The sequence below is a fragment of the Thiomicrorhabdus immobilis genome (assembly GCF_021654855.1).
Classification (GTDB): Bacteria; Pseudomonadota; Gammaproteobacteria; order Thiomicrospirales; family Thiomicrospiraceae; genus Thiomicrorhabdus; species Thiomicrorhabdus immobilis.
Genome location: NZ_AP024202.1, coordinates 2,058,713 through 2,079,936, shown reverse-complemented (window position 1 = coordinate 2,079,936; position 21,224 = coordinate 2,058,713). Strand labels below are relative to the sequence as shown.

The window sequence follows — 21,224 nt, the reverse complement described above, 5'->3', positions numbered from 1 at the left end:
CCTTAAAGAACCCGTTAGTCTTGTGCTAACGGGTTTTTTTGCTTTCAAGACCTGTGTATTTTTCTGTGGATAAGGTGTGAGTATGGCTGAACAGGGTGGAAGTATTCCACGTTCATTTATCGAGACATTATTGGCTCGAGCCGATGTTGTGCAAGTCATAAATCAACGTGTTCCGCTCAAAAAAGCCGGTACTTCCTATAAGGCTTGCTGTCCATTTCATGACGAGAAAAGCCCCTCTTTTAACGTCAGTCCAACCAAGCAGTTCTATCACTGCTTTGGCTGTGGAGCGAGTGGTGACGCCCTTAAATTCCTTATGGAATATGATGGTCTGTCATTCGTAGAAGCGGTTGAAGCGCTGGCCGCTCAATATGGTATGGTCGTGCCGCGTGAACAACGCACTCCTGCACAGCAAAAAGCCCAGCAAATCAAACAAGAAAAACAACGCGATTTGTACGATGTCATGCATCTTGCGGCCAAATTCTATCGTCATCAATTACGTGACCACCCTCAATCTCAAGAAGCTAAGACCTATCTTAAAGAACGTGGGTTGAGTGCCGATATTGCCAAAGAATTCGTGATTGGTTTTGCCCCACCCGGTTGGGATAGTTTAGTAAAAGGTTTGTCTGCCGATAAAAAACTACAACAACAGTTGGTTGAGGTGGGTTTACTGGTTGAAAAAGAGGACGGTAAGCAGTATGACCGTTTCCGTCATCGAATCATGTTTCCGATTCGTGATGGCCGAGGCCGGGTAATCGCTTTCGGGGGGCGTGTTTTAGGTGATGAACAGCCAAAATATCTGAATTCACCGGAAACCCCGATATTCCATAAAAGTTACACCTTGTATGGCCTGTTTGAAATGCGCCAGTCACGCCAGAAGTTCGATAATATCCTGGTGGTGGAAGGTTATATGGACGTGGTGGCTTTGGCGCAATACGGTATTCGTAATGCGGTGGCCACCTTGGGTACCGCTACAACCATAGAGCATCTTGATTTACTGTTTAGGCAAGTGAATGAGGTGGTGTTCTGTTTTGACGGTGATTCAGCCGGTTTGAAAGCAGCGTGGAAAGCATTGGAACTGGCTTTGCCGATGATGGAGAAAGAGCGTTCGGTTAAGTTCTTGTTTTTACCGCAAGGTGAAGATCCTGATTCAATGGTACGCAAGGATGGCATGGATGGCTTTAAAAATCGTGTCGCCAAATCGCTGTCGTTATCTGAATTTTTGATGCAAGGTTTGCAAGGAAGGTTATCTTTTCCTGTGAATAGCATCGAAGGGCGTCAACAGTTTGTGTCCTTGGCTGAGCCTTATGTGCAGTCGGCACATGGCCTGTACCAATTTCTATTGGCTGAGGGGGTGGCAAATCTGGTGGATTTACCTACTTGGCGTGTGGAGAAACAGATGAATGTAAAATCGGGTTTTGCGCAGTTCAAGAAAGATGGTGACAGGCACGGTAAGGGGCAGAGTGCTCAGGTTGTGGTGAGTAAAGTGGTTACCATGCCACTTAAGATGGTGCGATTACTGCTTAAGCGTCCTCAGTGGAGTGTGGTTTTTGCAAAAGAATTCATACAAGACCTTGTAAAATCGAAACAGCGTGACTATGTAACTTTAGGTGGTTTTATCAAAACCTTGCAGGCTAATGATTTTAATCCACAAATCGCCACTCAAGTTGTTTTGGATGCAGGTTATCAGGCCGAAATGGATTTAGTCATGCAGTCGGAAATACCTGATGATGAGGCTTTTATCCAAGCTGAATTTGATGTGTGTGTGATTGCTTTAGCCACCGCATTGGATGAGCGTAATTTGGGTAAATCGGGTTGGAGTGCAGATGAAATGCTTAAGTTGCAGGCTCTGGTGCAAAGCAAGTAAAGAAGCTTGGTGGTAAAAGCCTAACTGACTAATTTAAAAAGAATAATACTACCAAAACCAAACGGAAATTTAGTATAATCGCGTGTTCCGTTTTTTCTGTCGGCATTCATATTGAATCGGTTCAATTGCATTAGACAGATTTTTAGAAAAAAATGAATTATAGAAACATTATTTGAGGCAAAACATGACAAAAGTCGAAAGAAAGCAACAGCTAATAGATTTGATTGAGCGAGCGAAAGAGTTAGGTTACCTTACGTTTGCTGATGTAAACGATGTTTTGCCGGACGATATTGAAGAAGACCAGTTAGGTCAAGTTCTTACCATTCTTAAAGATTTTGGGATTCGATTATTTGACTCAGCACCTGATGAGGATGAACTTCTTACTCAGGAAGGCGGAGCTTTTGATGACGCGGCAGCTGAAGCGGCATTAAGTGCTTTATCTGAAGTTGATGGTGAGTTTGGTCGTACTACTGACCCGGTTCGTATGTATATGCGTGAAATGGGCTCTGTTGAACTGCTTACCCGTCATGGTGAGATTGAAATCGCCAAGCGTATCGAGTGGGGAATCCGCGATATGCTTGATGCTTTGGCTCAGTATCCAAACTTCTCAGTTTCTATTCTTGATACGTTTTCTAAGATGGATGACGGTGAAGGTAAAGTCGCGGATGTGGTTCAAGGGTTTATCCGTCCAGAAGATCTAATTGACGTACCTGTTGAAGAATTATCACCAGATAGTGATAACAATGAACCGAAAGAAGACGGTATTAACCAAGAAGAGCTTGATGCCTTTTTGGCGACACTTGAAAAGCTGAGCACCGCAGCCTTAGAAGCCGAAGCTAAATACGGTTCTGAAGATGATAAAGCGGTTAAAAAACGTCAAGCCGTAGTTGAGCATTTAAGAGGGGTCAAGATTACTCCTTTGTTCTCTAACCGCGTAATCCGCAATATCAAAGAAAAAATCAAAGCGATTCGTGAACAAGAGAAAGTGATTGTCGATTTGGTTTTACGTACGGTTAAAGTTCCTCGTCCTATCTTTTTGGAAACGTTTATCGGTTCAGAAACGGCTCCGGATTTAATCGATCGTCTAATCGCTGCGGCACCTGCACAAGCTGAAGCGCTTGAACTGGCTCGACCTGAAGTATCGCGCGCTCAAAAGCGTTTGGCGATGATTCAGAAATCAGAAAAAATGCCAATTTCTCTTTATAAGAGCGTTTATAAAGGCTTGAGTAAGGCGGAAAATAATGCCCGTCTTGCTAAGCGTGAAATGATTGAAGCCAACCTACGTTTGGTAATTTCTATTGCTAAAAAATACACCAACCGCGGATTGCAGTTCCTTGACCTGATTCAGGAAGGTAACATCGGTTTGATGAAAGCGGTGGATAAGTTCGAATACCGTCGTGGTTATAAGTTCTCAACTTATGCGACCTGGTGGATTCGTCAGGCGATTACACGTTCTATCGCCGACCAGGCTCGTACCATCCGTATCCCAGTTCATATGATTGAAACCATCAATAAATTGAACCGTATTCAACGCCAGTTGCTACAAAAAATGGGACGTGAACCTACTCCTGAAGAGTTGGCTGAAGAGATGGAAATGCCTGAAGATAAGATTCGTAAGGTAATGAAAATCGCCAAAGAACCGATCTCTATGGAAACACCAATCGGTGATGATGAAGATTCATCATTGGGAGATTTTATTGAAGATTCAAACATCCTGTCTCCGCAGGATGCAGCTGATTCAGAAGGCATGAGTGAAACGGTTCGTGAGATGCTAAACACCTTGACACCTCGTGAAGCGAAAGTGCTACGTATGCGTTTTGGTTTAAGCATGAATACCGACCACACTCTTGAAGAGGTTGGTAAGCAGTTTGATGTTACCCGTGAGCGTATTCGTCAGATTGAAGCGAAGGCGTTGCGTAAACTGCGCCATCCAAGTCGTGCGGAGCGTTTAAAAAGCTTTCTTGACTGATTGAATTGACCATAGTCGATGATAGAAAGGCCGCGTTTTATGAATTAAAACGTGGCCTTTTTAATATAAAGCGGTTAATTCTTGTAAATTTAGGCTTTAACAATTCACAAAGCGAATGGCTCTCGCTATAATAAGCGCCACCTAGAAGTTACCAGGCCTGGTAATAATAGATTTCCATATTTGGGGCCCTTAGCTCAGTTGGTTAGAGCACTCGACTCATAATCGATAGGTCCACGGTTCAAGTCCGTGAGGGCCCACCATCTTTGTTGTTTTTACCGTTTAAATATTGAATGAATCTTATTGCACGACTCACTGTGCTTTGAACTCATTTAATGACTTCCTGTCGATAGACCCACTGAGTTACCCCATTTGATGACGGCTGCATTCGCCGCCTTGAGAGCATTATCTGGTAGGCTTAATTGATGTTTACCCAAATCCCGGTACTCTTTCAGTTCTTGAGTAATATATTGCTCTCCAGAGTTGGTGCTGACAACATAGTTAGATAGCATGATCAAAGAAACGATATGGCGGACTTTTTGGTCGTTGGCTAATTTTGACGCAAAATTGGTGTCGTGATGTAGCAGGATGGATTTATAAACATCGGGGTTGATATGCCATTTTTTTGCAATAAAGGTTCCTAAATAGGCATGGGTCGTATGGTAGGTTTCAAGTTCCTTGTCATAGGCGGAAATTGGGTTGGATAATTGTGCTTTATATATTTCCATATAGCTTTCGGGTTCTGATCTAGCAAAATAGATCGCACCTATATTCTGCATCAACCCTGCCATATAAGCTTCAGAACGAGAGACATCAAATACCCAGTAAGAGAGTTCTGCGGCAGCTAAACCAGATTGAGCGCCATGAGTAAGAATCGCTTTTTCATCTGGGGATTGAGCAATGATTTTAGTTAGGCTGCTGGAGAGGAATATGTTGTATATTTCATCTAGTCCCAAAACATTCACCGCCGCTTTGGCATCTTTTATTTCAGTTTTTTCATTGGTGATGTTGGTGTTCACCAAGGTTAAAAAATCACCCAGTAGTTCAGGATTATGGCTAATCAAATTAGCAATCGTCACGGTGTTTGGGTATTTTTTATTTAACTCTTCCTTTAAACAGATAATTTCTTCAGGGATGGTCGGAATATTTACTTTAGAAAAAATTTTTGCGGCTAAAGCGAGTTTTTCTTGCATGGACTAATGGGCCTTAAAAGATTGTGAGAGGGTATTTGTAAGCTGTAATTTCCTGGTGTCCTGAAGGGAGGGCTTAAAAATACTTATTGCGTCTAGAATTAATAATAACTGAAAATTATTATTAAGTAACTCAAAAAATAGCCGTGATATTTAGTGACCGAAAGTTGTTTGCAATATGGGGTGATTTTGAAAAGCCTTGTTAATAGGTAACTTATTGATTAAAAAAGTTATTTTGTTATACTGAAGTTGGTTCTCGTTTTAGTGGTTTGTTGGGTGTCTTTATTATGAATGGAATACATGGGTTTCCACCTGTTTCACATAATGCATATACAACAGGGTTAAATACCTCAACGAGTGCTGTGCTGAATTCAGAGTCGGCAACAACCACAAAATTTAATGTGAATAATTCCGTTGCTTTGCAAACCCAGTCTGCTAAACCTGTCAACATTCCTTATGATAACCGTTCAATAAATGGTTCACAGCCAGGTGTATTATCTAAGCCAGATTCAAGTTCGGATGGTCAACAAAGTTTTCAAAAAATTAGTGAGGACTCCCGCCTCGAACGTGAACAAGCCAAACAAGAGCAAAATGTTCAGCAAGTTATTGCTCAGCTTAAAGCGCGTGATACAGAAGTAAAAGCCCATGAAATGGCTCATCTCAGCGCGTCTGGCGGCTATTCTACGGGTGGTATGAGTTTTACCTACCAGACAGGCCCCGATGGAAAGCGTTATGCAATAGGCGGTGAGGTCGGCATAGATACTTCTCCAATACCTGGTGATCCGCAAGCGACTCTGCAAAAGGCGATGGTTATTCAAAGGGCTGCTTTGGCTCCAGCAGAACCTTCGTCACAAGATTTAAAAGTGGCGCAGGCTGCCTCACAAATGATGGTGCAAGCTAGAGTTGAAATAGCATCTGCCAAAGTTGAAGAGGGTAAGGGCAGCGATGGCAATAAAAGTGATGCAACAGGCGAGATGAATTCTGGTGAAGAGTCAAGCAACAGAATTGAGCGAAGAGAGCCGGATGATTCTTCTGGCTCAATTAATCCACAAAGACAGCAATTTGATTTAAGAATGCAGTTATCACCGTCTTCCATCATAGAGTAAAATTTAAAATAGCTTTCTATTCAAAACTTACTTAATGAAAACCTATCTAATGAAAACAGAGTTTATTGGAAGCTTTGTTTTGTGACGGATTTTATTGTTTAACCGGGCAGAAAGTTTGTTGCATCGCATTCATCAACACTAAGATGTTATGGTCGCGAACCTTACATAAAATCTTACTGCCTTCTCTACGAGAGGTAATGATGTCTTTTTCACGCAAAATATCAATATGCTGAGAGATATTGCTTTGGGTTGTTCCAACTTGTTTTACGATTTCCATAACGGGTAATTCTTGCTCACCAATCACGCACAAAATTTTGAGTCTTAGAGGGTGCCCCATTGCTTTGAGCGCTTTGGATGCTTTGTTGATATTGTCTTCTTTCATTTCAAAAAATGAGCTGTCTTGGATTGCCATGCTTATGATTTCACTATATAACGATATATTAATTAGTGTTAAATTCTAATGAAATCCATCTAATCTGTCACCTAAAGTTCACTTATAATGAACAAATTATTTTTGGGAATGTATTTTACAAATCAATTAACATTATGATTGTAAAAAAGAAAATCAATTTATCCATGGAGAGTGGTGTGAGCACATCTGGAATAAAAAAAGTCATGTTAATCGGAACCGGGGCTGTATTAGGGGCATTAATTGCAGTTGGCACCACCGTTTGGGCCGATAAAGAAGTCGCTGTAGAGCCTAAAACAGACCAAATTACCTTGCCTCTTCAGGAGCTACGCGCTTTTGTAGAAGTGTTTGAACGTGTCTCTCATGATTATGTAGATGAAATTGATGATAAGAAACTTTTAGAAGGTGCGATTAGCGGGATGCTTTCAAATTTAGATCCTCACTCGGCCTATCTCCCTCCTTCTGACTTTAAAGAAATGGAAGAGCATACGCGTGGTGAGTTTGGTGGTCTGGGAATGGAAGTCGGGATGGAAGACGGCTTTGTCAAGGTCATCTCTCCAATTGACGATACCCCTGCACAACAAGCTGGTGTGAAAGCGGGTGACTTGATTATCAAGTTGGGTAAAGAGCCTGTTAAAGGTAAGACTTTAAGCGAAGCCGTTAAAATCATGCGTGGAAAACCAGGAACAAAGTTAAATCTTACCATTGTTCGTAAAGGCGCTGACGCACCATTGGAAATTGAAATTACCAGAGCGGTAATCAAGGTTAAGAGCCTTAAGCAACGTCTGCTAAAAGACCATGTCGGTTATGCAAGGATAAGCCAGTTCCAAGTGAGAACCGGACCAGATTTGGTTAAGGCGATTGCTAAACTGGAAAAAGAGAATGGCGGTCCTTTAGAAGGTTTAGTGCTTGATTTACGAAATAATCCAGGTGGTGTGTTAAATGCGGCAGTTCAAGTGTCGGATGCGTTTTTGGATGATGGATTAATTGTTTACACTGAAGGTCGTATCAAAAACTCTAAGATGCGCTTTGAAGCTGAGAAGGGCGATATCATGAATGGTAAGCCGATTGTGGTATTGATCAATGAAGGTTCAGCATCAGCGTCGGAGATCGTTGCAGGTGCTTTGCAAGATCAAAAACGTGCTCTTATTGCAGGAAGAACCAGTTTTGGTAAAGGTTCGGTGCAGACCTTGTTGCAGTTGAACAACGGCGCTGCGATCAAAGTAACCACTGCCCGTTACTATACTCCGTCAGGTCGTTCAATCCAGGCTGAAGGCATTAAACCTGACTTGGATATCGATTTGGTTAAGGTTGAAAAGGTCGAAAAGGATAATGTCACCAATATTAAAGAGAGCGATTTAGCCGGCCATCTAGAGAATGGTGATGCAGACAGCAAAACCAATCCTGAATCCAAAGATTCAAAAAAGGCTGCTGAACTGGATAAATTGTTGGACAAGGACTATGAATTGAATGAAGCCTTACGCATGGTAAAAGCGATGGCCTTGGCTCAAAAAATGGCTAAATAGACTCTTGATGAAAAGTCTTTTAAGTTAAATTAAAAGCCGCCTATTGAACAATTCAATAGGCGGCTTTTTTGTTTTGGGTGAATAAAATAATCTGCAGTGGTTCAAAGTAAGGAGAAAGGAAATGGATGCGATAAGAGTGTTGGTGCCTTTAGCACAAGGTTGTGAAGAATTAGAGGCCGTAACCATAATTGATATTTTAGTGCGTGGTGGTGTCGAGGTTATTACCGCGAGCTTAGATGACAATAAAATCATTACCGCTAGTCGCGGAGTGCAGTTAGTTGCCCAAGTTACCTTAGATGAGATTAAAAATGAACATTTTGCGATGGTGGCTTTGCCTGGCGGATTACCTGGTGCAGATTATTTGAATGCCGATAGACGAGTCATCGATATCTTACAAACAACCGTTGCCAATAATGGCGTTGCGGCCGCCATTTGCGCGGCTCCAAAAGTCTTGGTAAGCGCAGGGCTGTTAGATGGCAAAAATGCGACCAGTTATCCCGGTGTAATTGATAAACTGCCTGCTAAAAATATGCATTATATCAATTTGCCCGTGGTAAAGGACGGCCAGGTGGTGACTTCTCAAGGGCCTGCAACAGCAATGGAATTTGCTTTGACACTTTTGGAGCAGTTAAAGGGTAAAGAGAAAAGAATCAATGTTGAACAGGGTTTGCTAAAAATCTAAAGCACGTCATTTTTTAGGTTGAACATTAAGCAATCAAGCAATGTGAAAAAAATCCGCTTATTTATTTAGCTTTGTTTTAATTTTGAAACAAATAGGATTCATAACGGTCTTATATTATTGAAGGGTTAATTTTTAACTTAACAATAAGAGGAGATAACTTATGAAATCGAACAGTCGTAGAGATTTTTTAAAGCTTGCAGGTGCTGCAATGGTTAGTGTAACAGGTGTTGCTTCAGCCGCTGAGAATGCATTTGGTTTTAAGCAACTTGATTCGGGTTATTCTCAGGTCTCTTTGAAAGGTAAGTATGGTGGCGCTATGCCTAAATTAGATGATTCTGAGGGTAGATGTGGAGTCAAAAAACCAGAAGGTACTTGTGGTGCTAAAGAACCTGAAGGAGCTTGCGGAGGTAAGCAGCCTGAAGCTAGATGCGGTGGCTTAACAAGTTAAATTGTAAATACGTTATCCAGACCAGCTTGCATACAATAAAGCTGGGTTTAGAAAGACTAGAATCTTATTGTATGCTTGCATGGTTTGATTTAAATCGAGCTTTTTAAAATCACGCGCTAGTATTTAAGTTCTAGCTCTTAAGTTATTACCTTCAATTACTAGAATATAAGTTAGAGGAGTTAGCAGGCCTGTTCATTTTGAAAAGTTTCATATTGATTTGACTAACAATTAGTTGAATTTGATAGGTGAATGAAACGATGACTATACAGCATACAAATCATTATCCGGTTGAGGGTGTCGGTTTAGGTTTAAGAAGAAAATTTTTTGATGAAATTCTAAACACGCCTGATTTTGCGGTTGACTTTATGGAGATGGCCCCCGAAAACTGGTTGCATTTCGGTGGTCGTCAAGGTCGCCAGTTACGGACTTTAACCGAACGTTTCCCTTTTGTTTGTCATGGATTGTCCTTGGATTTGGGTGGCATTAGACCTTTGGATGAAAACTATCTATACGCTCTTAAAGCGTTCTTTGAACAACATCAGATTCGGGCTTATACCGAACACCTTAGTTACTGTGGTGACAGCGGACATTTATATGACTTGATGCCTATTCCTTTTACCGAAGAGGCTGTGCATTATGTTTCACAAAGAATCCAGCGAGTGCAGGACATTCTTGAACAGAAAATCGGTATTGAAAATGTCTCTTTTTACGCAATGCCGAGCAGTCAGATGAGTGAACAAGAATTTGTTACAGCGGTATTGGAAGAGGCTGATTGTAATCTGCTTTTTGATGTTAACAACACTTATGTCAATTCAATCAACCATCAATACAGCGCCCAAGATTATATGCAAGCAATGCCGACTGAACGCATGCTCTATTTCCACATGGCGGGGCATTTTGATGAAGCGGACGATTTAAAAATCGATACCCATGGTCAACCTGTCAAAGCCGAAGTTTGGCAGCTTCTCGAGCAGACATATCAATTTCACGGAGTAGTACCGACTCTATTGGAGCGCGACTTCAATATTCCGCCTTTAGGCGAGTTATTGCAAGAGCTTGAGTTGATTCGGGCCTATCAAAAAGCGCGGAATCAAGCTTATGTTAACTAAAACCGAAAATCTAACGTCAGACCTTTTACCAGGCCTGGTAGGTATATCAAAATCCTATCAAAGTTTGCCCTATTTCCAGCAGTTGCAATTGCAATTTACTGCACATATGCGTCATCCGCAACGTTATGCCTATCAACCTGAAAATGAACCGCAGATTGAAAACCGCAGATTGAAAGTTTACGGAGAGCTGTTTTTCAATAATATTCAAGACATCTTCAGTCAAATATTTCCTGTTTGTAAATCCATTCTCGGTGAGCCAAGATGGATGCTATTGATTCGTGAATACATGTTCAAGCACCAGGCGCAAACACCGTTGTTTCACCAGTTGGGAGAGGAGTTTTTAGCGTTTTTACAGAATGAATTCGCTCCGTTGGAAGAAGACCCGAAATTTTTATTGGAGCTTGCTCATTATGAGTGGGTAGAATTGGCGTTAACTGTCTCGGAAGAGTTGGGGTTTGAAAAAGATTCACAACATCCGATAGATTTAGATTCTCCGTATAAAGTTTCGCCTTTAGCTTGGTTACTGGCTTATGAATGGCCGGTGCACCAGTTATCTAAAGAAAATCAGATCAAGCAAAAAAGCCAGCAGGCAACCACCTTATGAAGTGACCCCCAAATGTTGGACACCAACTTTGGGGGTTTTTCATGTCCAAATACAATCGAGAATTTAAACTGGCGATTGCTAAGCAGTGCCTTTCTCATGAATCCAGTCTGTCCATTTCCAAGCGACTCGGTATTCCAGATCGCTATATCCGTTACTGGACACAAGTCTATCGTTTCCATGGTCAAAATGCGTTTATCAAACGTAACACACCATACTCTTTTGAAGACAAATATCGTATCCTAAAACACATGCGTGAAAATCACTGGTCTATTAGTTATACCAGTATTGTCTATAACATGAGTTCTGCGGGTACGATTTCTACTTGGCTCACTCAATTCGAACGGTTCGGCCTTTCAGGCTTACAACCTAAAAAGCAGGGTAGAAAAATGAAAAAAAACCAAAAGCAAGAAACCATTAAACCAACCGAACAAATGAGCCTAGAAGAGTTACGAGAAGAACTCGAATACCGTCGAGCGGAGAATGCCTATTTAAAAAAGCTCGATGCCCTGCTTCAGGAAAAAGAACGCCAAAGCAAGAAAAAGCAGGGCTCATAGATAAGCTTAGAAAGTTCTATCCACTTAAACATCTTCTCAAGGCCGCAGGGCTTGCACGAAGTGTGTTTTATTACCATCAGGCGCGCAGTGCGCTGCCTGATCGTTATGCGGACGTTAAAAGAGCGATTCAACAACTCTTTAATGAACATAAAGGTCGTTATGGGTATCGACGCATGACCTATGCGTTAAGACGCTTAGGTCACTTTTTAAACAAGAAGGCCGTTCAACGTTTAATGCAAGAACTGAACTTGAAGTCATTCGTCAGGCCAAAGCGTTACCGATCCTATAGAGGTCAAGTAGGCCGAATTGCCGAGAATGTGCTTCAAAGAAACTTCCGTGTTGATGCACCGGATAAAAAATGGGTAACCGATGTCACGGAGTTTAAAGTCGGAGAACAGCGAGTTTACTTATCCCCGGTGATTGACCTGTTTAACCAAGAAGTGATTAGTTATCGAGTGGCCAAGAGTGCACGGCTACCACTGGTGACCGACATGCTTAAAGAAGCAATCAATAAGTTAACAGGCAAAGTCAAACCCATATTCCACAGTGATCAAGGCTGGCAGTATCAGCATAGTGATGTACAGAAGCTACTGAAAGAAAATGGATTAACTCAGAGTATGTCAAGAAAAGGGAACTGCTTAGATAATGCAGTTGCTGAGAACTTTTTTGGGATTTTAAAAACAGAGATGTACCATCGCAAGAAATTCAATAGTGCTGAGCATCTGATGGAAGAGATTAAAGATTATATTGAGTATTACAATACAAAACGAATCAAGGTGAAACTAAAAGGCCTGACTCCGATAGAATATCGAAATCAGGCCTTAAGTGCCGCTTAACTAAAATGTCCAACTTTTTGGGGTCACTTCATTATTGGTTTATCGGGAAAGTACCGAAGCTGAACGTATTGCTTTTATAGAGCTCAGTCCGCTTCTCTATCAGTGGCTCAATCTTTTAGATGAGTCAGTTTCTGCCAAACAGGCATTATTGGAAATTTTCCAAAATCAAAGCAATTCGCAAAGCAAAATTCCCTCTTTCGAACTATCCAAGTTGCTTGATTCAGCTCACCATACCTTGCAGAATTTTCAAAGTTTAGGGCTTGTCAAACAGGGCTAGTTTAGGTTTTCTGGATAGCGCTCATTCTTTCTAATCCCGTTTGTTTAGCAACGCCGTTTTTTAATGGTTGATGTTTGCTCAATGCTGCCTTGGTGTGCCCGTCAAACTTTGTGACTAACTAACTATTGTTCTCATGATTATGCGATAATTGAATTAATTATTTTTTGGCTCAAAACATGGGAGTTTCTGTTGTCGTCCAAGTCTTCCTATAAGCAAAAACCTCAAGCAATGACTATGCTGGCGTTACTGAAGCAGGTCGCCGATTGGCATTTCTGGAAGCAGGTATTCTTACATTTCAAAAACCGTCAGGGGACGGATGCGGTGGCGATTTTGGCCTATACTTCACTGGTTGGTATCGTACCTATGTTGGCGGTGATGCTGGGTCTGTTTTCGGTGTCGAGTTACTTTGCTTCGTTTGAAAACCTGGTCATGGAGCAGGTGGTTCGAAATCTTATGCCTAATTCGCAACCGGTGATTGAGGAGTATCTCTTCAAGTTTTCATTGCAAGCAGCCAGTTTAAAAGGACCAGGCCTGGTGGTAATGTTATTTACCACCTTGATGTTGCTATGGAAAGTCGACCAAAAGCTGAATGGGCTGTGGTCAGAACGCCTAGAACGAAAATGGTGGGTCAGTTTATTACACTATTTAGGTATTAGTTTGCTTGGCCCTCTCTTGTTGGGTATGAGTTTGGTATTAAGCTCCTCTTTATTAGCTTTACCTCTAATTGTCGACACGACTCCTTTGATTGATAAGTTGACATCCGGCATGAAAATTGTGCCGTTAGTTTTGGCGTGGCTTGGTTTTACCGCACTCTATAAATTGGTGCCAGTTGCCAAAGTGCCTTTTAAGGTGGCTCTGTTAAGCGGCTTATTTGCGATGCTACAACTTGAACTCTTAAAAACCGGCTTTGCTTTGTATGTTGAGTGGTTTCCGACTTATGCTGTTGTGTATGGTGCTTTTGCCGCCGTTCCACTGTTTTTATTATGGTTGTATTTAGTGTGGTTCATTGTTATTTGGAACGGTGCAGTTGTAGTGACTTTGCTCAAGATGCAGATTAGAGAAAACAAAAATGCGCGTCACCAAGCGGAAAACCAACTTGAAACAGAGAATTCATTCGATGGAGCAACCTCGACACCCCGATTGACGCCAACGTCTGTTGATGATGTGGACAATATCAAGTGAGTCATGTGAAGCGGAAAAAAGTGTATAAGTCGTTTGGGTTTGTGGCCAGTGTTTTGATTCTGCTTTTGATATTAGGCCTGGTGTTACATATCAGTTCAGGCAGCATCGCTATTGGTTGGCACGATTATCAACAGGGGCTCAGCGCCCAACAATCCTTGGTGCTATGGCAAATCCGTCTACCTCGTTTGCTTGTGGTTGCTATTGTAGGAGCAGGTCTAGCCGTCGCTGGAGTGGCTTTACAGGCTTTATTTAGAAATCCTCTGGCGGAACCCGGGTTGATTGGTGTATCGAGCAGCGCCGCTTTAGGGGCGGTGTTCATGATTGTATTGGGTTCAGCGTTATTCGAATCCATCAGTTATTGGCAGCTGAGTGTGGCCGCGTTTGCGAGTGCAGGCCTGGCAACTTGGTTTATCTATGCTTTAGCCAGCCGCTATGGTAAAACCGATGTGGCTTTGATGTTGTTGGCTGGGGTTGCCATTAACGCTATTGCCGGAGCCAGTACACAATTGTTGATCAGTGTTTCCAACGATTTGCAGATGCGTAGTGTTATCTTTTGGATGATGGGTTCCTTCGCGAATGTGAGTTGGAGTTCGGTGGCGATTGTTTTCAGTGTGACCTTGTTGACCTCGATAGCCTTATGGCGTTTAGCACGACCTTTGAACGCCTTTATGTTGGGTGAAAACATCAGTCTACACATGGGATTTGATGCCAGACGCATTAAATGGCAGATTATGTGGGGTACGGCTTTGATGGTAGGTGTGGCGGTGGCCACGGTTGGAGTGATTGGTTTTGTGGGATTGATTGTGCCGCATATCGTGCGTTTATGGGTGGGTTCAGACCATCGCCAATTAATTCCATTAAGTGCCTTAGCAGGAGGTTCATTATTGGTGTTTGCCGATTGGGTTGCCAAAACGCTGATTGCGCCAGCAGAACTGCCGATTGGTCTGTTCATGGCTTTGCTCGGTGGTCCCTTTTTTTTAATGATGCTGTTAAAACAGCGCAAGCTTTTGGTCAGATAAATGACTTTTGCTCATACTACTCATCGTCATGCGCCGTCAGCTAGCGGTCAATTGGATCATACGCAAACAGATAAGGCACACCCAGATAAAGTACAACCAGATAATGCTCACTATGTGACGCGGATACTCTGTCATAACCTCAGTTATCGAGTCCAGGACAATCTCTTGTTGAACAAGTTAAATACCGATTTTCAAGCTGGGGAAATCAGTGTTGTCTTAGGCAAAAACGGGGCGGGTAAATCAACCTTGATCTCACTTTTAAGCAAGGAGGTTGAAGCTCAAAGCGGACAGGTTCTTTGGCAGGATCAATCGCTTGACTCGGTGTCATTTGCAGAATTGGCTCAACAACGTGCTGTATTGCCGCAATTACAAAACTTGGTGTTTCCGATTAGTGTGCAACAGCTTGTGGAATTGGGTGCAGAAGTACAAATCCATAGCCATTCAACAGATATAAAAAAAATCACTCAAAAGGTTATGCAGGTTTGCGATATTACGCATTTAGCCGGACGTGATGTTCTGAGCCTTTCTGGTGGAGAGCAAAAACGGGCACAACTGGCTCGTGTCTTGGCTCAAATCTGGCCACAACAGGCTTTGGCTAGCCAGCAAGCACAGCCGTTTTTAGGTAAGTGGTTGTTCCTGGATGAGTGGACAAGCAGCTTGGATTTACATCACCAACAACAGTTGGCGGCTAAGTTCGTACAATGGGCCAAACAAGGACTGGGTATCGTGATGGTGCTGCATGACCTGAATCTCACCAGCCAGATTGCAGACAATGTCAAAATATTGCAAGAGGGCAATCTTATACTGGAAGGTTCGCCAGAAAGTATCTTGACGCCACCCAATATTCATTTGACCCTGGGTTTACAGGTTAAAACCTTGCCTATAGATGGGCATCAACGGGCAATGATTGTGGCTGACTTTACGAATACAGAAGATGAACCTATCTGACATTTAGGCAAATCCAAGTGTTGGCTAAAGAGCTTGAAAAGGGCTTGATGGGATTAACATTGCCGTGTTTGTTGCAATAACGTAAAAATTGTCAGCGATTCACTCAATCCATTCGCTGTGAGTAGGTTGATTTGTCTTTTGTTGTAATTCAATCCATAGCTGAAAACAAGGTTTTGATTTTTTAGATAGCCTGAAATTTTTTGCCGACATGGCGGTCTTTATTAGTGGCCTTACTAATCACTGACCTTGATTTTTTAACCTAGGCTTTATGCTCCGAAGGCCAATGGGATAGTTCCATGCAGAATAAGCAGTTTTTTTTCGAACAGCTCGTATCCGCTTATGCAAACGATCTTTATCGTTATGCTTATTGGTTATGTAAACAGCCGCCATTAGCAGAGGATTTAGTGCAAGAAACGTTTGCCCGTGCTTGGAAATCGATTGATAAACTCAAGGATGAAAAGGCGGCCAAGGCTTGGTTAATTACGATTTTAAGGCGGGAAAATGCGCGCTTATATGAGAAAAAACAACCGCAATTTTTGGAAGTTGATGAGAATTTAGTCGCTGACGATGATTGCAATGAGCCAAGTCAGAAATTGGAAAAAGAGCAGTTGCATCTTATGATTTTAACGCTGTCCGATGAGTATAAAGAGCCCCTGATATTACAGGTTATGTGGGGGTTCAGCGGCGAAGAAATCGCCAAGGAATTGGGTTTGGAGCTGGCCACCGTCAATACGCGGCTCTTTAGAGCTAGGCAACAACTTAAACTGATTATGAACGATGAGAATACCCCATTTAATTCCAGCCCGGAACCGAAGGGAGCTAAAAAATGAATGAAATGACATTCCATGGCAAATTGCTTACTCAGCCAGAGAACTTAGATGATGAAATCCTTGCGTATATAGAAAAGAATCCAGATAAAAAACAGTTGCTGGAAAAGGCTCGGGAGTTTGAACAACAAATCGCAGGGGTGTTGGAGGTGGATGTGCCAGAGGGATTGCATGCACGTCTATTATTGAATCAGAGTAATCAGCAAAACAATGAGTCGCAAGAAAGTCATCAAGCGGAAGAAAATGCTGAAAAGAAGGCTATTGCCGATGGGATTGGTGGCGGAGAAGCCTCAGATTTAATGGCGGAAACCAATGGCGCAGAGAGAGGTTGGTTTAGTGCGCAAGCTTTAGGGTCTTGGCAATGGGGTTTGGCGGCAAGTGTTTTGGGATTCGCCATTGTATTAGGTTTATGGCAAACCCCGCAGTCACTCAAAGCTTTCTCGGGAGAGGCGACGATTGACCACATTTTGGCACATATCCAGGAAGATCCAACCTTAATGACGGCGGTCAAATTGCCAAACAGCAATCAAGAGTTACAGCAGCTGTTTGCCAATGTGGGGGCGCAACTAGCCAAACCGGTAGAGGGAATGAGTTATGCGGGTATGTGTGATGTGGAAGGCCAACAAGGGTTGCATATCGTAATGCAGGAGCAAGGTCAGCCAATTACCATTATCGTCATACCTGGTCAGCAAGTTTCGGCCATTGAGGCGTTTCATAAAAGCGGCTATCAAGGCGAGTTGATTCCTGTTAAAGGCGGAGTGGTCGCCATTGTTGCCAATTCGATGGAGCAGTTGGCTCTGGCGCAGATTCGATTCTTCAAAGCGGTAAGATTTGTTTGAGAGACTAGATTTTAGTTGAAAGAACCATTACCAGGCCTGGTAATTAATGAAAAGTGACGATTCGCAGTCTACCTCTCTTCGCTGATAGTTCGAACTGCGTGTCTTCATCATCCTATGGTTCAAGGTGACACCGTTAAAACATCAGTCCAAACCGAAAAGGGTGCGAATGTGTTCACGCGCTGAGACACTCAGCGCACCTAAATCGTACCCGCCCTCAAGAACGGAAACTATTTTTCCGTCGCAATACTCATCGGCAATCTTGCCAATTTCTGCAGTAATCCAGACAAAATCCGATTCGTGTAGCAACAGGTTGCCTAAAGGGTCTAAGGCATGGCCATCAAATCCTGCGGATATTAGAATCAGTTCGGGTTGAAAGTTGGCAAGTGCGGGTAGGCCAATCTCGGACCAGGCCAGCTGGAATACCTCGCCTTTGGAATATTTCTCTAAAGGGATTTTGACCATGTTTTCAATATCTGACTTGGGTTCGGTAAACGGATATAGCGGGTACTCGAAACTTGAGGCAAACCAAAGCTTAGGCTGTCTTCTCGCATAAGACTCGGTGCCATTGCCGTGATGAACATCAAAATCGACAATGGCTACCTTTTCATAACCGTACTTTTCAATGGCGTAAGCCGCACCAATGGCCACATTGTTAAACAGGCAAAATCCTTGGGGTTCATCGTATTCGGCATGATGTCCGGGCGGTCTGACATTGCAGAATACCCGCTTGAATTTTCCGCCATGAACGGCATCCACACCATCTAAAACCGCACCGACCGCATGTCGAGCCGCTAGAATTGAATCCGGGCAGAGGTGGACGTCTTCACCGATTTCAACCACGCCTTTTTTGGGGAGGTAACTCTCCAGCTGTTCTACAAGTTTAGGGTGGTGAACCAAGGCGATTTCCTCGTCACTGGCGGCTCTAGATTCATGGTGATGAAACCAATCGAACAGTTGTGCACAGATGAGTTGGTCTTGAATTCGATTCAGCCGTTCAGCCATTTCGGGGTGGGCAAAACCATTGTCATGCAAAAGACATGTAGAGTTGCTAATATACAAGTTCATTTATCAATTCTCGATTAAGGCTGGTTATGGGTCCACACTATCTGACTAAATTGTTTAAGCCGAGTAGCATCGCCGTTTTTGGCGCGAGTGAACGCCCGGAATCCGTTGGCGGTAATGCATTTCAAAATCTGCTTAAAGCGGGATTCAAAGGCGATATTTATCCTATCAATCCTAAGCATGATAGGGTACAAAATCAAGTCTGTTATCCAAATATAGAGTCGGTTCCGGAAATCCCTGATCTTGCCGTAATTGCCACGCCAGCCAAAAGTATTCCAGCCATTATCCAAGCCTGTGGCGAGCGCGGTGTGGCCAATGCGGTGATCTTATCTTCAGGTTTTGAAGATAAAGCGGGCAAAGTGCTGCAACAAAAAATGACTTCCATTGCCAGGAACTACGGCATGCGCCTGATCGGCCCCAACTGTTTGGGGATTTTGCGTCCGGAAATTGGTCTTAATGCCACCTTCAGTAAAAACCAGGCCATTCCGGGAAACCTCGCCCTGGTTTCACAATCGGGTGCAATCTGTACCGCGGTTCTAGACTGGGCCGAAGCCAATGGAGTGGGCTTTTCACAGGTTATTTCAACCGGGGATGCGGCGGATATCGATTTTGGCGAAATCCTCGATTTTTTGGCACTTGATCCGCAAACCAAAAATATTTTGCTCTATATTGAAGGTATAGCCAATTCTCGCCAATTTATGAGTGGGTTGAAAGCCGCTGCACGAATGAAACCCGTGGTGCTGTTAAAGTCCGGGCGTATGCCAGAGGGCTCCAAAGCGGCGGTTTCCCATACGGGCGCTTTGGTTGGCGGGGATGAGGTATTCAGCGCCGCAATCGAACGTTCTGGTGCGGTGCGTGCACAATCGATTGCACAGCTGTTTGCCGCCGCGAAATCGCTATCCCATAATATCCAAATAAAGAGCAACCGTTTGGCCATTTTGACCAATGGCGGCGGGCCTGGGGTGATGGCAACCGACCGTGCCGCTGAACTGGGTGTGAAAATGCCGGAAATCAGTGAATCGAGCATGCAGAAACTCAATGTGTTCTTACCCGCACATTGGTCGCATGGCAACCCGGTTGATATTTTGGGAGATGCTACGGCTGAGCGTTATGTTCAAGCATTGGATGTCTTGCAAAACGATGAGCAATTTGACGGCACTTTGATTCTGCTAACACCGCAAGCGATGAGTGATCCTTCTGGAATAGCCCAAGCGATTATCGACTACAGCAAAGCCGCTAACATCGCTAAGCCTATTTTCACCGCTTGGTTGGGTGAGTCTTTAGTGAGTGAGGCGCGTGAACGGTTTAGTAAAGCCAAAATTCCGACCTTTAGAACTCCAGAATCCGCGGTGGAGGCGTTTAGCTTTATTTCGACCTACCATCAGAACCAGGCGTTATTGATGCAATCACCCGCACCAGCTGACCAATGTTGTAAACAATCGGATGTGTCGGGGGCGCGCGCGATTATTGAAACGGTATTGAGCGAACATCGCAGTATTTTAAGCAGTACCGAAACCCGTGCCATCATGCATGCGTTTGGCGTGCCCATCACACCGGCAATAGAAGTTAACTCACCCAGCCAAGCGATGGTTGCTGCAGAGTCGTTGGGGTTTCCGGTAAGTTTAAAAATCAATTCGCCCGACCTGACCCATAAGTCGGATGTGGGGGGCGTTAAGCTCAATTTAAGCACGGTTCAAGAAGTGCGTAGCGAATATAGCAAGATGGTGAAGCGCATTCAAGCTGAGCAACCGCAAGCCACCATTCATGGGGTGACGGTTGAACCGATGTTTAAACGCCCGCATGTACGTGAGTTGTTGATTGGCGTGATGCGTGACCCGGTTTTTGGTCCGGCAATTACCTTTGGAAGTGGGGGTACCAGTGTTGAGGTGATTAATGACAATGCGGTCGCGCTACCGCCGCTAAATGAGTTTTTAGCTCAAAAAATGATTAAGCAGACTAAGGTGTCCAAAATGCTTAAGGCGTTTAGAGGGTTGCCGGAAGTTGACCATGCCGCCATTGTCAGTGTGTTGCTAAGAATTTCGGATATGGTGGCGCAGCTACCGGAGATTATTGAATTAGACATTAATCCTCTGTTTGCGGATGAGAATGGCGTGATGGCCGTTGATGCCCGTATTACGGTGCAGGCTCCTCCTGTTAACCACAAGCCCTATCAACATATGGCGATCCATCCTTACCCCAGCGAATTGATTAAATCGCTTGAAACCCATAGTGGTTTAGCGATTACCCTGCGCCCAATCCGCCCTGAAGATGCTGAACTGGAGTTGGATTTTGTGCATAACCTCTCGGAGCGTAGCCGTTATTTGCGTTTTATGAACAGCCTGCAAACCTTGTCACCACAGATGCTGTCACGCTTTACTCAGATTGATTATGACCGTGAAATGGCGTTCATTGCCACCACGGAAGACAAAAATGGTAAAAATATTGAGATTGGCGTAACACGTTATACCACTAATCCAGATGGTAAAAGCTGTGAAATGGCGGTTGTGGTGCGTGATGACTATCAGCATCAAGGGGTGGCCAGCGCATTGTTGGCGAGTTTGATTCAGCATGCAAAATCAAAAGGTCTGCAGATCATGATGGGGGAGGTTTTAGCGGAAAACGGTTCAATGATAGAGTTGGTGAAGCAGCATAACTTTACCGTTAAAAACATGGCGGATGACTCCACCGTAGTTGAGATAGAGTTAAATCTGAATAAGGCCTAAAAAGCCCTAAAAGGTCTTAAATAGTCTTAAATCGTTAACGCGTTTGAAGTTTT

General features: G+C 43.4%; 20 protein-coding genes and 1 tRNA gene. 18 read left to right on the top strand and 3 right to left on the bottom strand.

Annotation, left to right across the window (positions count from 1 at the left end; translation table 11 throughout):
- Positions 1-82 precede the first annotated feature (82 nt).
- The 3 genes from dnaG to L6421_RS09470 all read left to right on the top strand — a co-directional run bounded on the left by dnaG (position 83) and on the right by L6421_RS09470 (position 4,093).
- Positions 83-1,864: a DNA primase gene (gene dnaG / locus L6421_RS09480; protein WP_237261553.1), complete on the top strand. Its 1,782-nt coding sequence runs from the start codon at positions 83-85 to the stop codon at positions 1,862-1,864.
- A gap of 184 nt (positions 1,865-2,048) precedes the next feature.
- Positions 2,049-3,833 (top strand): RNA polymerase sigma factor RpoD, encoded by a 1,785-nt coding sequence (rpoD, locus tag L6421_RS09475; RefSeq protein WP_237261552.1) that lies wholly within the window; start codon positions 2,049-2,051, stop codon positions 3,831-3,833.
- A gap of 183 nt (positions 3,834-4,016) precedes the next feature.
- Positions 4,017-4,093: transfer RNA gene (locus tag L6421_RS09470), tRNA-Ile, on the top strand.
- Positions 4,094-4,162: 69 nt separating this feature from the next.
- Here the strand turns inward: L6421_RS09470 and L6421_RS09465 are convergent.
- Complete coding sequence (locus tag L6421_RS09465) at positions 4,163-5,023, bottom strand: HDOD domain-containing protein (protein WP_237261551.1); 861 nt, start codon at positions 5,021-5,023, stop codon at positions 4,163-4,165.
- A gap of 284 nt (positions 5,024-5,307) precedes the next feature.
- Here L6421_RS09465 and L6421_RS09460 point away from each other — a divergent pair, with 284 nt between their 5' ends.
- Positions 5,308-6,126: a putative metalloprotease CJM1_0395 family protein gene (locus L6421_RS09460; RefSeq protein ID WP_237261550.1), complete on the top strand. Its 819-nt coding sequence runs from the start codon at positions 5,308-5,310 to the stop codon at positions 6,124-6,126.
- Between the two features lie 91 nt (positions 6,127-6,217).
- Here the strand turns inward: L6421_RS09460 and L6421_RS09455 are convergent, their stop codons facing one another.
- Entirely contained in the window at positions 6,218-6,538 is a 321-nt protein-coding gene (locus L6421_RS09455) for an ArsR/SmtB family transcription factor (RefSeq protein WP_375540377.1), read from the bottom strand.
- A gap of 164 nt (positions 6,539-6,702) precedes the next feature.
- On the opposite strand from L6421_RS09455, the gene L6421_RS09450 reads away from it, so the two are divergent.
- The 13 genes from L6421_RS09450 (at position 6,703) to L6421_RS09390 (ending at position 17,386) form a co-directional block, all read left to right on the top strand.
- Positions 6,703-8,061, top strand: coding sequence for a S41 family peptidase (locus L6421_RS09450; protein ID WP_446033476.1), 1,359 nt, complete (start codon positions 6,703-6,705; stop codon positions 8,059-8,061).
- Positions 8,062-8,182: 121 nt separating this feature from the next.
- Complete coding sequence (locus tag L6421_RS09445) at positions 8,183-8,743, top strand: DJ-1 family glyoxalase III (RefSeq protein ID WP_237261549.1); 561 nt, start codon at positions 8,183-8,185, stop codon at positions 8,741-8,743.
- 160 nt (positions 8,744-8,903) lie between these two features.
- The gene (locus tag L6421_RS09440) at positions 8,904-9,191 is read left to right on the top strand and encodes a twin-arginine translocation signal domain-containing protein (RefSeq protein WP_237261548.1); all 288 of its coding nucleotides are present in this window, start codon (positions 8,904-8,906) and stop codon (positions 9,189-9,191) included.
- Positions 9,192-9,448: 257 nt separating this feature from the next.
- Positions 9,449-10,300, top strand: coding sequence for an HvfB family MNIO-type RiPP peptide maturase (locus L6421_RS09435; protein WP_237261547.1), 852 nt, complete (start codon positions 9,449-9,451; stop codon positions 10,298-10,300).
- On the top strand, positions 10,290-10,904 hold the full coding sequence (locus L6421_RS09430) for an HvfC family RiPP maturation protein (RefSeq protein WP_237261546.1): 615 nt from the start codon (positions 10,290-10,292) through the stop codon (positions 10,902-10,904). The genes L6421_RS09435 and L6421_RS09430 overlap by 11 nt, the downstream gene beginning before the upstream one ends.
- A 41-nt stretch (positions 10,905-10,945) precedes the next feature.
- The gene (locus L6421_RS09425) at positions 10,946-11,458 is read left to right on the top strand and encodes a helix-turn-helix domain-containing protein (protein WP_237260710.1); all 513 of its coding nucleotides are present in this window, start codon (positions 10,946-10,948) and stop codon (positions 11,456-11,458) included.
- Positions 11,368-12,294 (top strand): IS3 family transposase, encoded by a 927-nt coding sequence (locus tag L6421_RS09420; protein ID WP_237264481.1) that lies wholly within the window; start codon positions 11,368-11,370, stop codon positions 12,292-12,294. Before L6421_RS09425 ends, L6421_RS09420 begins: the two co-directional genes overlap by 91 nt.
- Positions 12,295-12,328: 34 nt before the next feature.
- Positions 12,329-12,571 (top strand): hypothetical protein, encoded by a 243-nt coding sequence (locus L6421_RS09415; protein WP_237261545.1) that lies wholly within the window; start codon positions 12,329-12,331, stop codon positions 12,569-12,571.
- A 189-nt stretch (positions 12,572-12,760) separates the two neighbouring features.
- On the top strand, positions 12,761-13,753 hold the full coding sequence (locus tag L6421_RS09410; RefSeq protein ID WP_237261544.1) for a YihY family inner membrane protein: 993 nt from the start codon (positions 12,761-12,763) through the stop codon (positions 13,751-13,753).
- 20 nt (positions 13,754-13,773) lie between these two features.
- Entirely contained in the window at positions 13,774-14,772 is a 999-nt protein-coding gene (locus L6421_RS09405; protein ID WP_237261543.1) for a FecCD family ABC transporter permease, read from the top strand.
- Entirely contained in the window at positions 14,773-15,720 is a 948-nt protein-coding gene (locus L6421_RS09400) for an ATP-binding cassette domain-containing protein (RefSeq protein ID WP_237261542.1), read from the top strand.
- A gap of 296 nt (positions 15,721-16,016) precedes the next feature.
- Positions 16,017-16,550 carry a sigma-70 family RNA polymerase sigma factor gene (locus tag L6421_RS09395; RefSeq protein WP_237261541.1) on the top strand — a complete coding sequence of 178 codons (534 nt, stop codon included), beginning with the start codon at positions 16,017-16,019 and terminating at the stop codon, positions 16,548-16,550.
- Complete coding sequence (locus tag L6421_RS09390) at positions 16,547-17,386, top strand: DUF3379 family protein (protein ID WP_237261540.1); 840 nt, start codon at positions 16,547-16,549, stop codon at positions 17,384-17,386. Before L6421_RS09395 ends, L6421_RS09390 begins: the two co-directional genes overlap by 4 nt.
- A gap of 141 nt (positions 17,387-17,527) precedes the next feature.
- Here L6421_RS09390 and L6421_RS09385 read toward each other — a convergent pair whose 3' ends face one another.
- Positions 17,528-18,451: a histone deacetylase family protein gene (locus L6421_RS09385; protein ID WP_237261539.1), complete on the bottom strand. Its 924-nt coding sequence runs from the start codon at positions 18,449-18,451 to the stop codon at positions 17,528-17,530.
- Positions 18,452-18,477: 26 nt separating this feature from the next.
- Here L6421_RS09385 and L6421_RS09380 point away from each other — a divergent pair, with 26 nt between their 5' ends.
- Complete coding sequence (locus L6421_RS09380) at positions 18,478-21,171, top strand: bifunctional acetate--CoA ligase family protein/GNAT family N-acetyltransferase (RefSeq protein ID WP_237261538.1); 2,694 nt, start codon at positions 18,478-18,480, stop codon at positions 21,169-21,171.
- Positions 21,172-21,224 lie beyond the last annotated feature (53 nt).

What these genes read in the sequence shown, in the direction of transcription:
- dnaG (WP_237261553.1), top strand. Translation starts at nt 83, where the DNA reads ATGGCTGAACAGGGTGGAAGTATTCCACGTTCATTTATCGAGACATTA.
- rpoD (WP_237261552.1), top strand. Translation starts at nt 2,049, where the DNA reads ATGACAAAAGTCGAAAGAAAGCAACAGCTAATAGATTTGATTGAGCGA.
- L6421_RS09465 (WP_237261551.1), bottom strand. Translation starts at nt 5,023, where the DNA reads ATGCAAGAAAAACTCGCTTTAGCCGCAAAAATTTTTTCTAAAGTAAAT.
- L6421_RS09460 (WP_237261550.1), top strand. Translation starts at nt 5,308, where the DNA reads ATGAATGGAATACATGGGTTTCCACCTGTTTCACATAATGCATATACA.
- L6421_RS09455 (WP_375540377.1), bottom strand. Translation starts at nt 6,538, where the DNA reads ATGGCAATCCAAGACAGCTCATTTTTTGAAATGAAAGAAGACAATATC.
- L6421_RS09450 (WP_446033476.1), top strand. Translation starts at nt 6,703, where the DNA reads ATGGAGAGTGGTGTGAGCACATCTGGAATAAAAAAAGTCATGTTAATC.
- L6421_RS09445 (WP_237261549.1), top strand. Translation starts at nt 8,183, where the DNA reads ATGGATGCGATAAGAGTGTTGGTGCCTTTAGCACAAGGTTGTGAAGAA.
- L6421_RS09440 (WP_237261548.1), top strand. Translation starts at nt 8,904, where the DNA reads ATGAAATCGAACAGTCGTAGAGATTTTTTAAAGCTTGCAGGTGCTGCA.
- L6421_RS09435 (WP_237261547.1), top strand. Translation starts at nt 9,449, where the DNA reads ATGACTATACAGCATACAAATCATTATCCGGTTGAGGGTGTCGGTTTA.
- L6421_RS09430 (WP_237261546.1), top strand. Translation starts at nt 10,290, where the DNA reads ATGTTAACTAAAACCGAAAATCTAACGTCAGACCTTTTACCAGGCCTG.
- L6421_RS09425 (WP_237260710.1), top strand. Translation starts at nt 10,946, where the DNA reads ATGTCCAAATACAATCGAGAATTTAAACTGGCGATTGCTAAGCAGTGC.
- L6421_RS09400 (WP_237261542.1), top strand. Translation starts at nt 14,773, where the DNA reads ATGACTTTTGCTCATACTACTCATCGTCATGCGCCGTCAGCTAGCGGT.
- L6421_RS09395 (WP_237261541.1), top strand. Translation starts at nt 16,017, where the DNA reads ATGCAGAATAAGCAGTTTTTTTTCGAACAGCTCGTATCCGCTTATGCA.
- L6421_RS09390 (WP_237261540.1), top strand. Translation starts at nt 16,547, where the DNA reads ATGAATGAAATGACATTCCATGGCAAATTGCTTACTCAGCCAGAGAAC.
- L6421_RS09385 (WP_237261539.1), bottom strand. Translation starts at nt 18,451, where the DNA reads ATGAACTTGTATATTAGCAACTCTACATGTCTTTTGCATGACAATGGT.
- L6421_RS09380 (WP_237261538.1), top strand. Translation starts at nt 18,478, where the DNA reads ATGGGTCCACACTATCTGACTAAATTGTTTAAGCCGAGTAGCATCGCC.